The organism is Sorangium sp. So ce363, assembly GCF_051520435.1.
Lineage (GTDB): Bacteria > Myxococcota_A > Polyangia > Polyangiales > Polyangiaceae > Sorangium > Sorangium cellulosum_B.
This window is the reverse complement of the sequence record NZ_CP150333.1, coordinates 9,727,619-9,741,490: the sequence shown is the minus strand read 5'-3', so window position 1 is coordinate 9,741,490 and position 13,872 is coordinate 9,727,619. Positions and strand designations below refer to the sequence as shown.

Annotated in this window: 11 protein-coding genes; 3 read left to right on the top strand and 8 right to left on the bottom strand. The window is 70.5% G+C overall.

The window, feature by feature from the left end; all coding sequences use genetic code 11:
- Positions 1–21 precede the first annotated feature (21 nt).
- Positions 22–2,247 carry a cytochrome c peroxidase gene (locus WMF12_RS36560; RefSeq protein WP_437852668.1) on the bottom strand — a complete coding sequence of 742 codons (2,226 nt, stop codon included), beginning with the start codon at positions 2,245–2,247 and terminating at the stop codon, positions 22–24.
- 135 nt (positions 2,248–2,382) lie between these two features.
- Positions 2,383–4,218: a hypothetical protein gene (locus WMF12_RS36555; RefSeq protein ID WP_437852666.1), complete on the bottom strand. Its 1,836-nt coding sequence runs from the start codon at positions 4,216–4,218 to the stop codon at positions 2,383–2,385.
- Positions 4,219–4,513: 295 nt separating this feature from the next.
- Here WMF12_RS36555 and WMF12_RS36550 point away from each other — a divergent pair, with 295 nt between their 5' ends.
- The gene (locus WMF12_RS36550) at positions 4,514–4,915 is read left to right on the top strand and encodes a hypothetical protein (RefSeq protein ID WP_437852664.1); all 402 of its coding nucleotides are present in this window, start codon (positions 4,514–4,516) and stop codon (positions 4,913–4,915) included.
- Between the two features lie 49 nt (positions 4,916–4,964).
- Here WMF12_RS36550 and WMF12_RS36545 read toward each other — a convergent pair whose 3' ends face one another.
- Together WMF12_RS36545 and WMF12_RS36540 are read right to left on the bottom strand one after the other, a co-directional pair.
- Entirely contained in the window at positions 4,965–6,689 is a 1,725-nt protein-coding gene (locus WMF12_RS36545; protein ID WP_437852662.1) for a right-handed parallel beta-helix repeat-containing protein, read from the bottom strand.
- A complete protein-coding gene (locus tag WMF12_RS36540; RefSeq protein ID WP_437852660.1) occupies positions 6,572–8,245 on the bottom strand; it encodes a right-handed parallel beta-helix repeat-containing protein in 1,674 nt (557 codons plus the stop codon). Before WMF12_RS36540 ends, WMF12_RS36545 begins: the two co-directional genes overlap by 118 nt.
- 172 nt (positions 8,246–8,417) lie before the next feature.
- Between WMF12_RS36540 and WMF12_RS36535 the strand changes: the two genes are divergently transcribed.
- Together WMF12_RS36535 and WMF12_RS36530 are read left to right on the top strand one after the other, a co-directional pair.
- The gene (locus WMF12_RS36535; protein WP_437741334.1) at positions 8,418–8,846 is read left to right on the top strand and encodes a hypothetical protein; all 429 of its coding nucleotides are present in this window, start codon (positions 8,418–8,420) and stop codon (positions 8,844–8,846) included.
- Positions 8,847–9,189: 343 nt separating this feature from the next.
- A complete protein-coding gene (locus tag WMF12_RS36530) occupies positions 9,190–9,789 on the top strand; it encodes an HdeD family acid-resistance protein (protein ID WP_437852658.1) in 600 nt (199 codons plus the stop codon).
- A gap of 40 nt (positions 9,790–9,829) precedes the next feature.
- Here WMF12_RS36530 and WMF12_RS36525 read toward each other — a convergent pair whose 3' ends face one another.
- The 4 genes from WMF12_RS36525 to WMF12_RS36510 form a co-directional block, all read right to left on the bottom strand.
- Entirely contained in the window at positions 9,830–10,645 is an 816-nt protein-coding gene (locus tag WMF12_RS36525) for an HAD hydrolase family protein (protein ID WP_437852656.1), read from the bottom strand.
- Positions 10,642–12,036 (bottom strand): glucose-6-phosphate dehydrogenase, encoded by a 1,395-nt coding sequence (zwf, locus tag WMF12_RS36520; protein ID WP_437852654.1) that lies wholly within the window; start codon positions 12,034–12,036, stop codon positions 10,642–10,644. The genes WMF12_RS36525 and zwf overlap by 4 nt, the downstream gene beginning before the upstream one ends.
- A gap of 180 nt (positions 12,037–12,216) precedes the next feature.
- On the bottom strand, positions 12,217–12,609 hold the full coding sequence (locus tag WMF12_RS36515) for a hypothetical protein (RefSeq protein ID WP_437852653.1): 393 nt from the start codon (positions 12,607–12,609) through the stop codon (positions 12,217–12,219).
- 26 nt (positions 12,610–12,635) lie between these two features.
- Positions 12,636–13,787 carry a zinc-dependent alcohol dehydrogenase gene (locus tag WMF12_RS36510; RefSeq protein ID WP_437852651.1) on the bottom strand — a complete coding sequence of 384 codons (1,152 nt, stop codon included), beginning with the start codon at positions 13,785–13,787 and terminating at the stop codon, positions 12,636–12,638.
- Between the last annotated feature and the right edge of the window lie 85 nt (positions 13,788–13,872).

Genomic DNA, 13,872 nt, shown 5'->3' with positions numbered 1-13,872 from the left:
CCAGCCGCGGGCTGAGGTGGATCACAATTTTCCTGGGTATCCTGGCTCCAGCACGATCGCGCGCGACGCCTCGTCGAGCTCGATGTCGGCGCGGGGGATCTGGCCCGTCAGGCTGTCGAGCCAGCGGGTGATCAGGTGCACCTCCTTGTCGGAGAGCTCCTTCCCGAGCTGGTGTCTCGCCATCATCCTCACGGCCTCCTCCAGCGAGGAGACCGAGCCGTCATGGAAGTAGGGGCCTGTCTTGGCGACGTTGCGCAGGCTGGGCACCCGGAAGACCATCCAGTCGACGTCCCGCCGCGTGATCTCGTAGCGGCCCCTGTCCTTCGTGTCGGGCCACGGCTTCACGAGCCCGGTCTTCTGGTACATCGTCGCGCCGAGGTCGGGCCCGAAGTGGCAGGAGACGCAGCCGAACTCGACGAACACGTTGAAGCCCGCCCTCTCCTCGGCGCTCAGCGCGGTCTTGTCCCCCTCGAGGAACACGTCCCAGCGGCTGCGCGTGAACAGCGTGGCCTCGAACGCCGCGAGCGCCCGCGCGACGTTGTCGAACGTCACGGCCTGCGGCTGCCCGGGAAACGCCAGCGCGAACGCCTGCCTGTACCCCCTGGACGAGCGCAGCGCCGCCTCGATGCCCTCGGGCGCCGACGCCATCGCGCTCCGGGACTGGAGCTCTTCCTTGGCCTGATCCACGAGGTTGTTCTGCCGGCCATCCCACAGCAGCGCGAAATAGCCGGCGACGTTGTAGACGCTCAGCGTGTTTCGCGGAGGCTCGAGACCCTCGCTCCCGCGCGATAACTTCCTGTGATCCACGCCCCAGGCCTCGAGCGGGTGGCACGAGGCGCAGGTGAGGTCGTGGTTCCTGGACAGGCGCGGATCGTGGAAGAGCATCCGGCCCAGCCTGATCTGCGCCGCGGCGGCCGGGTCCGGCGGCTTCGCCGGGCCGGCGGGCAGGGGCGCGAAGCTGGCGAGCCGCTCCGGCGCGATCGCCGAGGGCGCCGTCGGCGCCATGCGGGTGAGCCCGAAGGCGAGCAGCGCGGCGGCCGCGACGGCGCCGCCCAGGATCACGGTGAAGCCCCGCCGGGGCCGCGCCGGTGCGGCCGAGCTGGCAGCCGCGTTGTGCTGTAGGTCCGCCGCTCCCTCGGGGAGGGTGGACGTGACGAGCGGGCTCACGGATCGGTGCGAGCGCGGCTGTGCGTCGGCCGATGGCCGCTGCGCGCTGCTGGCGCCACGCGGGGATCTCTCGCCGGTGCTGCTGCTGTCTCTTCGCGCGGGTGAGAGCTGCTCGGTGGCCGCGAGGGATGGATCGCAGCGGTCAGGCCGCTCGCAGGCGTCACCCGGCGCGCGGTAGCTGCGGATGTGCTCGACAGAGGCGCTGGCTGCCGGCGTCCCGAACGGCTCGATCGCCTGGGCCAGCTCGACGATGGTCTGTGGGCGCAGGCGCCGATCCTTCTCCAGGCAGCGCAGGATCGCGCTCTCGAGCGCCGCCGGCACGTCGACTCCCCATGCGCGGATGGCCGCGGGCGGGGCCTCGACGCCCGCGAGCAGGCTCTCCGGCGTCCACCCGACCTCGAAGGGGCGGTGCCCGGTGATGAGCTCATAAAGGATCACGCCGAGCGCCCAGATGTCGGCGCGCTCGTCTGCCCACTTCAAGCTGAGCGCCTGCTCGGGCGCCATGTACGGCATGGAGCCCGCGATCACGTTCGAGGTCGTGAGGCTCCCGGTCCCGTCATCCACGGTGGATTTCGAGAGGCCGAAATCGAGCACCTTGATGAGCGCCGACCCGTGCTCGTCCCTCGCCAGGAACAGATTGGCCGGCTTCAGATCGCGGTGGACGATCCCGTGCGCGTGGGCCTCGGCGATCGCCTCGCACGCCTGCAAGACGAGGTCGACCGCCTCGGCGACGGGGAGGTGATCGCGCGCGCCGAGCACCTCCCGGAGGTCGAGCCCCGTCAGGCGCTCCATGACCAGGTACGGCGTGCCTGCGTCGAGCAGGCCTGCGTCGAGCACGCGCACCACGTGCCTGTCCTGGAGCGACGCGGCGGCCCGGGCCTCGCGCAGGAAGCGCTCCACGGCGTCGGCCGTGCGCATGCAGCCAGGGAGCAGCAGCTTCAGCGCGACCGGCTGTCTCAGCGCCACGTGCTCCGCGGCGAGGACCACACCCATCCCGCCGCGCCCGAGCACGCGCTCGACCCGATACCTCTCTGCGAGGATCTCGCCCGGTGCTGGGACTCCAGGGATGGATGCGTCCATGGTCTCTCGACGAGCTGGCGACGCGGAGAGGCAGGCACGGCCGCCCGGGCTCGTCGGCGCGACACGGCCCTGCGGCCGGGAACATGGGCGAGGTGATCCCCACCGGCAAGGGCCCGCAGCGGGCGAGCTGCGGTGTCAGGCCGGGAGGGCCGTATCCCGGGCCGCCAGCCGCCGGCGGCGCGCATCGCGGAGGCGCCTTGCCGGCAAGACGGCCAGCGCGAGCGCGAAGGCCACGAGCGTGGAAGCGCTGCGCGTCGGCTGACCTGGACCGCCAATGCGGCAGCCGCCACCCCCGCCGGCGTCGGTCCCAGGACTGCCCGTACCGGCCGACGCCGTGCTACTGCCCGCGTTCCCGCCGCCGCCCGCAACACTGCTGCTCGCGCCGCCGCCGCCCGCCTCACCGCCAGAGCCGCCGCTGCCCGGATCACCGCCAGAGCCGCCGCCGCCCGGATCACCGCCAGAGCCGCCGCTGCCCGGATCACCGCCAGAGCCGCCGCTGCCCGCAACACTGCTGCTCGCGCCGCCGCCGCCCGGATCACCGCCAGAGCCGCCGCCGCCCGCAACACTGCTGCTCGCGCCGCCGCTGCCGGCCTCACCGCCAGAGCCGCCGCCGCCCGCAACACTGCTGCTTGCGCCGCCGCCGCCCGCCTCACCGCCAGCGCCGCCGCCGCCCGCGCCGCTGCTGCCCCCGGGCGCGCACTGGCCGGCCTCGCAGGAGCCGCTCAGGCAATCGGTGTCGGCCACGCACGCCGCGCCGTCCAGGGACGGCAGCGCGTACACATAGGCCGCGCCGCTTCGGTCCAGAGGGGCGCTGTGGTACGGCGCCCCGACGACCACGCTCCCGCCGGCGTATCCCGCGCTCCACCCGAAAAAATCCAGCGTTTGCCCATCCGACGGCGCGAGCGTTCGCGCCTCCGTCCATGTTCCTTCTCCTCCGTGAAACACGGACACGATCCCCTTGTTGTCAGCCACGCCGACGAACCCGGCGACCACGGCGTTGCCCAGGAGCTGCACCCCTGTCGCCTCGCTCCCTCTCAAGGCGGGCACGAGCTTCGCCTGCTCGGTCCAGGCGCCGTCGCTCCGCGTATAGATGTACACCGCGCTCTTGGCTCCGATCGCCGCGGTGTCCCCCGCGAGATCGACCGAGAAGCCGAAGGACCCGCGGGCGCTGATATCATGCGGCAGGAGCTTCGCTTGTTGGGTCCAGCTGCCCCCATCCCGCACGAACACGTAGGCCGAGCCGGCGAACGCGCTGCCTTCGGGCGAATCCGCCGCCGCGCCCACGATCGCCGTGTCGCCCGACACAGCGACCGACCAGCCGAATCCCCGAGGGCTGTCCTGAGGCACGAGCTCCACCCGCGGCGACCACGCGTTGCCCGTCCTCGTGAAAGCAAATGCCTTGCCCAGCACGATGTCGATGTCCTCTCCCACCGTGCTTGCGACGACCGTGTCCCCGCCGACGTCGACCGCCATCCTCGAGAAGCTCAACGCCGGATCCTCGGGGACGGTCAGCTTCGCTTGCTCCGACCAGGCGCCGTCGCTCCGGACAAACACATAGACGCGCTCTTCGTACGGCCGCACCTCATAGTTGGCGCTGGCCATGACGGCAGCGGTATCGCCGTCGAGGGCCACCTGACGGCCGAACACCATGCCGTTTTCGCCGTCGCTGGGCGCGAGCGTGGCGTCGAGCGTCGCGGCCCCGCCGGTCACGGTGTAGACGTGCGCAGCGCCGCGGGTCAGGCTGTTCTCGTCCGGCGCTCCGATCAGCGCCGTGTCGCCGCTGCCGGCGACCGCGAACCCGAACACGCGCTGGAGGGCCGGCGTCTCCTCGGTCAGCTTCTGGTCCTCGGTGACGGTGAGCGCCGCGCGCGCGGCCGCGAGCGGTCCCTCGTCGGGGCCTGGAGCGGCGCACGCCGCAGCGCAGAACGCTGTTGGAATCACGATCATGCGTTCGATTCGCCAAACCTTCATCGGGTGCACCTCGGAGCGCGGAGCGTAGCCGGAGCGCCGCCTCGTGGGAATCGGGGCGGAATCGCAGCGGTCCCGTGCCGGGCGCTGGCGCCAGTGCCTCGTGTGGTCAGCTGGAGGCGAAGACTCGCAGGGTGGGGGGCTCTGCTCCACGTCAGGTGGACGCCGCGCGCGACATGAGTGGTGACCTTCCGCGCCCGACTCCGCCGATGAACCGATGCCGGTAAGGGGTGCGCGAGGAGCCCCATGCGGTGGACCCGACGCTTCTCTCCGGGCCGGCGCTGCGCTAGAGGGCAGCATGCAAAGCGTGTTGGAAGCGTTCACGGCGTGCGGGTGGGCGGCGTGGCTCGCCCTCCTGGCCGGGATAGCCGGCATCGCTATCGGCCTTGCGGGGGCGGCGATGCTGGCGACGAAGGCGCGGGGCATGGCCTGGATCCCGGGCGCCATCGCCGTGCTGCTGGGGCTCAGCGCCGTCTCGGTGGGGCTGCTCGGCCGCTCCATCGGAATCGCCCGCGTGGAAGCGGCGCTTGGTTATCCCGGCGTCGAGATCGACGCCACGCAGCGCGAGATGATCCGGCGCGTCGGCACGGAGGAGGCCAATCAGTGCGTGAACATCGGCGCCTCGCTGGGCGCCCTGCCGTTCGTGATCGGCGCGGCCGCGGTAGGGATCGGGCTCGCGCTCCGCGACAAGCCGGCTTGATGGATCCAGGGCACCAGGCACATTGGCTCACGCGCCTGTGCCGGTGGGACTACTCTTCGCTCTCGAAGGGACCGAGATCCGGCGCGGATCCGTTGTACTCCACGCCGACGTCGACGCCCGCATCGCGGAGATCGCTGCCCGGCACCAGCTTCAGATAGTCGACGTCCGGCAAGCTGCCATCGGCCTTGCGGGGGCCCTTGAGCAGGCTGGTGTCGACGCTCACGAAATCGCCGCTCGTGGCCGACAGTCCACCTTGCCAGCTGTTGTTCGTGATGCTCGTGGTCGTCGCCGACAGTGACCCGTTCGTTCCCAGGGAGATCGTGTTTCTGATGGTCAACGACGCCGCGATGTTCGAGGTGCTGAAGTTGATGTTGCTGCCATTGGCGTGCGCCGCGCTGTTCAGGATCGTGACGCTGCCGCGGTTGCTGTTGTGGTCGAAGCCGTCGTTGACGTTCCCCGCGGCGATGCAACGCGTGTAGATGGCGTTGTGGCTCAGATCTTTGCCGTCGCTGCCGCCGGACTTGAAGCCGTTGCCGTCGCCTGCGCCGGCCGAGCCATTCTTGAGCTTCCCGTTGTCGATGGCCCAGCAGTCGTCGTAGGTCGTGGTGACGTTGTTTGCAGGGCGCAGGTAGCCGTCCCAGCCATCATCGAGGTTGTTCCAGGCGCGGCAGCCCACGAACTTGTTGCCCGTGCCGACGTCGAGCTTGGCCGCGAAGCCGTCGGCGTTCTCCAGGCTGGAATCGGCGTTGAAATACGAATCGCAGTTGAGCACCAGGTTGTCGGCCGCCCCTCCGCCCAGCTGCAGTCCGGTGTCGGCGCATTCGACGAACGTGGAGTATTCGATCACGTTGTGGGAACCGCTGACGAACATGCCGTTGTCGCCGGCTCGGAGAACATCGATGCCGTAGATGTGCCAGTAGTCGCCGGACAGGACGAGCCCGCGATTGCTGGAGCTCTCCGCCATGGCGGAAAAGTCGAGCAAGGGGCGTTCGCTGTCCAGGGGGTAGGCGCGCAGATCGATGGTCGAGCCGCTCATGCCGTCCTTGCTCAGGCTGAGGGTCGTGTTGAGCGCGTAGGTGCCCCCGCGCAGGTAGATGGTGTCACCCGCGTTCGCCCGAAGGAGGGCGGCGGCCAAGGTCATGGGATCACGCATCGTTCCCGACGCGTCCGCCGCGCCATCCGGAGCCGCGAAGAGGGCATCGGGATCGATCGTGGGCGCTCCGCCGCTTCCCGACCCGCCGCCCGCCCCCGTGGTGGCGCCGCCAGCGCCGTTGCCGCCCGTCCCCGTGGTGGCGCCCCCGCCGGCGCCGCCAGCTCCGTCGCCGCCCGAGCCGGCGGCGCCCCCGCCGGACGCCGTCGTGCCACCCGTCGCGAAGGTGCCGCCTGCGCTCGAGCTGCCGCCGCTCGTCGGAGCCCCGCCGCTTCCTGGATTGTCTGTGTCAGCCGCGCCGCCGTCAGAGCAGGCCGCACTCGCCAACAACACGCTCGGGGCCAACAGGAGGCGCCACAGACGGCCGCGTCGGGTCTGGAGCTGAGGCTTGGAGCTCGGGTTCATGCGATGGAAGCATTGCCACGCCGCCAATAGGCCGTCTAGCGCGCTTCGTACGAAATGGGAGAACGGGGCGAAGGGCTGCGACACGCGAGCCGCGGCAGCGCTCATGCGCTGGCCGGGACTCGGCGCTTCCGGCGCGCTCTGAAGGCCCAAAGCACGAGGTTGAGGAGCGCGAGGCTCGCTCCATCGGGCCGGTGGCCGCCAAGCGTGCTGCACGCGCATCCGGCCGAGTCGTCGGCGCTGCTCGTGCTCGGATCGGTGCCATCGCCGCCCGTGCCCAGGGTTCCGCCGCTACCGACGCTCGTCGTGCCGCCGCTGTCTGCGCCGCCGCTTACCGCTCCTCCGCTTGCGCTTGCGCTCGCGCCGCCCGACCCCGTATCCGCGGTACCGCCGCCGCCCGAGCCAGCGCTCGCCGCGCCGCCGGTGCCGGAAGCCCCGGCGGTCTCGGTCTCGGCCAACCCCGTCTCGAAGCAGCCAAAATCCGGAGCGGAGCCTGCGTAGGGCAGCCCGACGTCGACGCCCTTGTCGATGGCGTCGCTGTCCGACGCGAGGCGGAAATTCGTGAGCACGGGCAAGCTGCCGTCCGCCTGTCGCGGAGCGTCCAGCCCCATTTCGGACGGATTCTGAAAGTCCGCGTCCGAGACCGTGACACCCCCCGCCGTCCAGGAGTTGTTCGCGTCGTCGGCGCCGTTGCGGTTCGAGAACAGCGTCCCGCCGAACGCCAGGTTGTTCCGGTAAACCCCGACGGTGATGTCGTTCCCGTTCGAATCCATCCCGAGCATGTTGAAGTCGGGGCGATTGCCGTACGACGTGTTGTTGTAGAAGTAGAGCGTGCTCGGGTGGTGGTTCGCATAGAACCCTGCCGCCCTGTTGAAGGCGGCGAGACAGTTTTGCACCGTGTGGGCCGCGGGCTCGGCCGGAAATCTCGCCGGATCGGCGCCGTAGCCGCCGCCCTTGAAGCCGTTGCCGTTGCCGATGCCGGTCTGCGTCCCCGGCTTGTAGCCGTTGTACCAGGCCCACGAGCGCTCGACGAGGCAGGCGGCGCCGGAGTTGATGAAATCGTAGCCGTCGTCCGCGTTCCACCAGGCGCGGCAGCCTCGGAATACATTGCCGGTCTCCCGGGCGCCGACGTGACAGCCGAAGCCGTCCGCGCTCTCGCCCGCGCCGTTCGACGTGAGCTCGTCGAAGTTGTCGTGCGAGTCGCAGTTGAGCACGAGGTTGTTGCTGCCGCGCTGGATGAAGATGCCGGCGCCCATGATGTGGTGGACGTCGAGCGCTTCGAAGATGTTGTTGCTGCCCTGATTCCACACGCCCCAGGACTCGTGGTTCAGGTTGTTGTTCTGGCGAACGCCTTTGATCTCGAGTCCCTTGAGGTGAATGTAATTGCCGGAGACGAGGATGCCCTTGATACGGCACGAATCCCTGATGCCGTCGAAATCGAAGACGGGCTTCTCGCCGGGCGCCGCCCAGTACTTGATCAGGTTGCCGGCGCTCCCGCTCTTGTTCAGCACCACGCCGCTGATGGTCGCCGTCCCGCTCGAGCAGGTGGTGGTGCCCTCCGTGTACGTGTACGTGCCGCCTTTGAAGTAGAAGACGTCGCCGGCCTGGGCCACGCTTTGCGCTTTGGCCATCGACGCGAACGGCGCGGCTTCGGTGCCGGTGTTCGCGTCGTCGCCGGCGGGCGCCGGGGCCACGTAGTAGTCCTTGGCCCAGCCGCTCGTCGCGACGAGCAGCGGAGCGCCCAGCGCGGACAGCGAGAGAAGGAGTCGCACGTTCATTTTTGCACCAGCCCGAGGTCGTCGAGGTTGAAGCCCGCCGAGGCCGAGGGAAAGCACACCCAAACGTCTTGGAGACGTCAAGCCCAAACTGCAGGACCGCCGGGTTGACAGTCCCAGCGTCTATGCGATATCGGCTGCAGGTGGGCCGCCGGAGCACACGGGGAGTGGATCCATGCGACGATTCGCGATCTCTCGTTGGCTGATAGCGTGCTTGGCGAGCTGTACGTCGGCGCCGCCGTCCACGCCGGGGGACGGGGTCGTCGAGGGGCCTCCGCCCCCTGCGCCGACGTGCCCGACCCAGAAGCTCGCGTTCACCAGGGAAACGGGGTGCGTGAACGATGGATCCCTGGAGTTTTGCCTGCCGTCGGACGACGCGGCGCTCCTCGCGCGCGTGCGGGGCATCGCGCCCGCGATCCGGGCCGGCTCGTCGAGGGGGCGCGCCAGGTGCGATGTGCCCGCAGAGACGCTGTACTTCTTCCCCACGGGAGACGCCGAGTGCACCGCGCGCCATGGCGCGCTCGAGGACGCGGCATGGGACCAGGTCTGTCGTATCGCCGCGCTGCCCGAGGTGCGGGAGATCGTGCCGACGTGGTACGAGTGAGCGCGGGCGGGCGCTCCTGCGCTGGCTCGCCGGCTGAGCGGCCCGGCCGCGCGGATCGCTGGTAGAACGACGCCGCGGAGAGGGCCGCCGACCATCCCCTGGGCGTGAGGGGGTGAGCAACCCGATCACGGGCACGCGAGGCCGGCCGCTCTGGAGTCACTTGACACCGCTCGGGGGCGGCACCTTGTTCGCCGTGGCCCGACCCCTGCCGTGCCCCGCCCGGCTCATGCGCTCTCGGCGGAGCGCGTGGCGCTCGTTGCGGCGAGCAGGCACGCCGGTGAGGCGCTGGGCTTCCATTTACGTTACGGCGAAACTCCAGCTCCGGGAAGAGGAGGGTACATACATGGCTGATCGCTGGGAGGACTCTGCTCGCACGACGAGCTTCGGATTGCAACTGGTCGAGCCCCATACCTTGCGGGAGAACCGCGGCTCGTTCATCGGGCTCGGCATCGCCCTTCTGGTGCTTGGCGCTCTCGCGATCCTCATGCCCGTGATCGCCTCGCTGGTCACGGCGGTCGCCATCGGGGCCGTGCTGGTGGCGAGCGGCCTCTTCCAGGGCGTCCACGCCATCCAGCACCGGCGATGGGCCAACTCCGGCTGGTCGCTCGCGAGCGCCCTGCTCCAGATCGCCGCGGGCGTCCTGATCGTGGTCTTCCCGTTGACGGGCACGGTCACGCTGACCTTGATCCTCGCGGCCTTCTTCTTCGTGGAAGGCTTCCTCAAGATCGTCCGCGCGCTCCAGCACCGCGAGATGCCCGCCTGGGGCTGGCTCCTGTTCGACGGGTTGCTCGCGCTGGCGCTCGGGGTCCTGATCTGGTGGCGCTGGCCGAGCACCGCGGCGTGGGCGATCGGGCTGCTCGTGGGCGTCAACGTCCTCGTCAGCGGCACGTCGATGCTGCTGATCGGCACCGCCGCGCGACAGCGGCCGGTGGCCAGCATGTGACAGGCGCCCCGGGCCGGAGACCGCGCCTAACGCTCGTCCCTCACTGGCCACCACCGCTCGTGGCGAGCAGCCACGTCTCGACGGCGTGCGCGAAGCCCTCGTCGGCGTTCGACAGCGTGATGAAGTGGGCTTGCCGCTGCACGACGGCGCGCGCCTGCCCCATGGCGATGCTGAGCCCGCTCTCCCTGAACATGAGCACATGGTCGGGCAGCTCGCCGATCGCGGCCATGGCCGCGCCGGAGAGGCCGAGGCGCGCCGAGAGGGTCCTCGCGACCTCTCCGGAGTTGGCCCGCGGGTGCATCACCTCGATGCAATGGGGCACGGGGCGCGACGCAGAGAAGAACGCGCAGGCCCCCTGCAGGTCCGACTCGCCGCGCTCCAGCACCCCGGCGTCGTCGCTGACGCCGACGATCTTGACCGCGCTGTCCACGACGCCTTCCCAGCGCTCGACGACCCTGGGGACACACTGCGCGACCGCCTGCTCGCGCGCGACGTGCGGCGCGTCGGCGCGGCGCACCAGCCAGTCGTCGCCCTGGTAGACCCAGACCGCGGCGCCGTGTCGCTCCAGGGTCGCGATGACGACCGCGGCCGCGCCGTTGTCGAGCGGGTGCTGCTCGATGACGGAGAGATCCGGCCGCACCAGCATGGCGCCGCCGAACGCGGCGACCGGCGTCGCGATCCCCAGCCGCCCGAGCAGGACGCGCAGGCCGCGCGGCGAGCGCCTGCTCATCAGCGCGAGGTCGATCCCGGCGTCGCGGAGCCGACTCGCCGCCTGCTCCGCTCTGGGGGTGAGCACGCCGTCGGGCGTGAGGAGCGCGCCGTCCACATCGGCGAGCAGCACGCGAATCGCGGTCATGCGGCTCTCCTCGCCAGCGGGGTGGCCAGCGAGGGCGTACGCCACCCGCCGAGGTCGGCGACGAGGCGGTCGGCTTCGGCTGGGCCCCAGCTGCCCGGCTCATAGGGCGAGAGCGGCGTCGCCTGGTCCAGGACCGGATCGACCACGGCCCATTGCGCCTCCACTTCGGCCTGGCTCGCGAACAGGGTCGGATCGCCGGCGAGCGCATCGCCGAGGAGCCGCTCGTAGGGCCCCAGCGCCTCGGACAGGTCGCTCGCCACGAGCAGCTCGGTCGGCTGTCCGGCCATCAGCTCGCCGGGCGCCTTGATCCGCACGCCGACGGCGAGCTCCGGGGCCGGGGCGAGCCGGATGCGCACGTAGTCTGGAGCCCCGCGCCCGACATCCTCGAACACGGCGTGCGGAGGCCGCCGCAGCAGGACGATCACCTCGGTCGCCGTGACGGCGAGGCGCTTGCCAGCGCGGATGCAGAACGGCACGCCCGCCCAGCGCCAGGTGTGGATGCGGAGCCGCGCGGCGCAGAACGTCTCGACCTGCGACCCTGGCGCGACGCCCGGCTCGCCGCGGTACCCGTTGTATTGACCGCGGACGACATGCGCCGGATCGAGCGGCGCGATGGCCCGCAGCAGCCGGACCCGCTCCGCGCGCACGGCGTCCGCGTCCCCGGACGGCGGTGGATCCATGGCGAGGCACGCGACCACCTGCAGGAGGTGGTTTTGCAGGACGTCGCGGATGCACCCGGTGGCGTCGTAGAACCGGCCGCGGCCCTCGATGCCGAACCGCTCGGCCATGGTGATCTGGACGCTCTCGACATGGTGGGAGTTCCAGACCGGCTCGAGCAGCGCGTTCGCGAAGCGGAAGTAAACGATGTTCTGGACAGGCTCTTTGCCGAGGAAGTGGTCGATCCGGAAGATCTCCTCTTCCGGAAAGACGCTCGCGAGCGTGCGGTAGAGCGCCCGAGCGGACTCCAGATCGTGGCCGAACGGCTTCTCGACGACGAGCCGCCCTCGCCGCACGCACCCGGAGCGGTCGAGCGCCTTGACGACCTCCTCGAACAGGTCGGGCGGCACGGCCATGTAGTGGAGCGGCCGCTGGGCGGTGCCGAGCCGCTCGCGGAGGCGGTGGAACGTCGCCGGATCGGCGTAATCCCCGCTCACGTACGAGAGCCGCGCGCACAGCTCGCGATACACGCCCGCCTCGAACGCGCCCGCCCGCTCGAGGCTCTCGCGGACGCGGGCGCAGAGCTGATCGAGGCTCCACGGGCTCTTGGCCACGCCGACGATCGGCACCTCCAGCTTGCGGCGGCGGATCAGCCCGGCCAGCGCCGGGAAGATCTTCTTGAAGGCCAGGTCGCCTGTCGCTCCGAAGAGCACGAGCGCGTCGGCGGCGTTCATGCCGCCTGCTCGGCGGCGCCGGACATCACGCGCCGCATGCCCGAGCTCTCCTGGCCTTCAGCTTCCATCCATCCAGTGCGCATGCGCTCGGCTCCTCGCATCTCGCCATGGCCCCGGGGGGCCCTGGTCCCGATCCGGCATCGCGTGTGCCACGCTGGATCGGCGCGAGCACGCCTTTCGTCACGCGCGTTGTGACGCCGTGCGCCTGGGCTTGCCTGCCCTGACGGCCCGCCTCTTCAACAGGAGAGGGAGGCTCTCGATCACGTCGACCCGATCCGCGATGAACAGCGCGACCCAGTGGGAGAGCCGGTGATCCGGGACCTTGTAGGCGACGCGGCGCAGCGCGCCGCTCGCTCCTCTCGGCGGCAATGCGGTGCTGAACACCGGCGTCGGGCGGGCGCGCCCGGGGTGCCTGAGCAGCGGCCCCTCGATCGGCTGCTGCTCGGGCTCGAGCCAGTGCGCGCTCTCCAGGAGGCGCGGCGGCACCTCCCTCGGGACGCCGGGCCTGTCCTCGAGGCAAAGGTCGACTCCCCAGTACGGCAGCTCCCTCGGCAGCACGATCTCGGCTTCCATGATCGCCTCCTCCTCGATGACGGAGTTCACTTGGCCCCCCGCGGAATGAGCACGCATTTGAGGATCCCGTCGGTCCTCGCCGCGAACACCCGGTACATCTCCGCGGCCGCCTCGAGCGGGGCGCGGTGGGTGATGAGCGCCCTCGGGTCGATGTTCCCGCTGCGGATGTGCTCGAGCAGGCGGGGCATGTACCGCTTCACGTCGCACTGCCCGGTCTTGATCGTCAGGCCTTTGTTCATGGCCGCGCCCACGTCGAGGAGGTTCCACGGCGGCCCGTAGACGCCGACGATCGAGACCCTCCCGCCGCGGCGGACCGACTGGATCGCCCAGTTGAGGGCGACGGGCGACCCGGCCTCGAGCTTGAGCGCCTTGCCCAGCACGTCGTGCAGCGCAGAGCCGTTCGCCTCGAGGCCGACCGCCTCGATGCAGACGTCCGGCCCGCGGCCGTCGGTCATGTCCCGGAGCGCGGACACGACATCCGGGGTCTCGCTGAAATCGAGCGTCTCTGCCTTGTTGTGCCGGCGCGCGAAATCGAGGCGGTAACCGACCGAATCGACGGCGATGACCCGGCGCGCGCCGAGGAGCCATGCGCACCGCTGGGCCACGAGGCCGACGGGCCCGCAGCCGAAGACGGCCACGGTGTCCGCGGGGCCGATGTCCCCCATCTCCGCGGCCTGGTACCCCGTGGGGAGGATATCCGAGAGAAAGAGCGCGTCCTCGTCCGAGAGGTCGTCGGGGATCTTCATGGGGCCGACGTCGGCGAAGGGGACGCGGACGCGCTCGGCCTGGCCGCCCTGGTAGCCGCCGGTCGTGTGTGAATAACCGAAGATCCCGCTGGCGAGCGTGGTGAGCGGGTTCGTGTTCTCGCAGGCGGAGGTGCGCTCTCGCTGGCAGAAGAAGCACGTCCCGCAGGCGATGTTGAAGGGCACCACGACGCGGTCGCCGCGCTTCAGCGTTTGCACCGAGGCCCCGAGCTCCTCCACGACGCCGGTGAACTCATGGCCGAAGATGGTCCCCACGCGCGTGTCAGGCACGTAGCCATGATAGAGGTGCAGATCCGAGCCGCAGATCGTGGCGCGACTCACGCGCAGGACCACGTCGTTCGGGTGTTGAACCCGAGGCTCCGGGTTTTCCTCGACGCGGACGTTCTTCGGCCCATGGTATGTGAGCGCCAGCATTCGCACGACCTCCCAGCTTGCTCGACAGGGCAATGCAAGCGGTGAACCAGGCGCGCGCGCTCGTGGGTGCACCTGGCGTAGGCAT

Coding starts and splice junctions, on each gene's coding strand:
- WMF12_RS36560 (WP_437852668.1), bottom strand. CDS start 2,247: ATGGACGCATCCATCCCTGGAGTCCCAGCACCGGGCGAGATCCTCGCA.
- WMF12_RS36555 (WP_437852666.1), bottom strand. CDS start 4,218: ATGAAGGTTTGGCGAATCGAACGCATGATCGTGATTCCAACAGCGTTC.
- WMF12_RS36550 (WP_437852664.1), top strand. CDS start 4,514: ATGCAAAGCGTGTTGGAAGCGTTCACGGCGTGCGGGTGGGCGGCGTGG.
- WMF12_RS36545 (WP_437852662.1), bottom strand. CDS start 6,689: ATGCGCGTGCAGCACGCTTGGCGGCCACCGGCCCGATGGAGCGAGCCT.
- WMF12_RS36540 (WP_437852660.1), bottom strand. CDS start 8,245: ATGAACGTGCGACTCCTTCTCTCGCTGTCCGCGCTGGGCGCTCCGCTG.
- WMF12_RS36535 (WP_437741334.1), top strand. CDS start 8,418: ATGCGACGATTCGCGATCTCTCGTTGGCTGATAGCGTGCTTGGCGAGC.
- WMF12_RS36530 (WP_437852658.1), top strand. CDS start 9,190: ATGGCTGATCGCTGGGAGGACTCTGCTCGCACGACGAGCTTCGGATTG.
- WMF12_RS36525 (WP_437852656.1), bottom strand. CDS start 10,645: ATGACCGCGATTCGCGTGCTGCTCGCCGATGTGGACGGCGCGCTCCTC.
- zwf (WP_437852654.1), bottom strand. CDS start 12,036: ATGAACGCCGCCGACGCGCTCGTGCTCTTCGGAGCGACAGGCGACCTG.
- WMF12_RS36515 (WP_437852653.1), bottom strand. CDS start 12,609: ATGGAAGCCGAGATCGTGCTGCCGAGGGAGCTGCCGTACTGGGGAGTC.
- WMF12_RS36510 (WP_437852651.1), bottom strand. CDS start 13,787: ATGCTGGCGCTCACATACCATGGGCCGAAGAACGTCCGCGTCGAGGAA.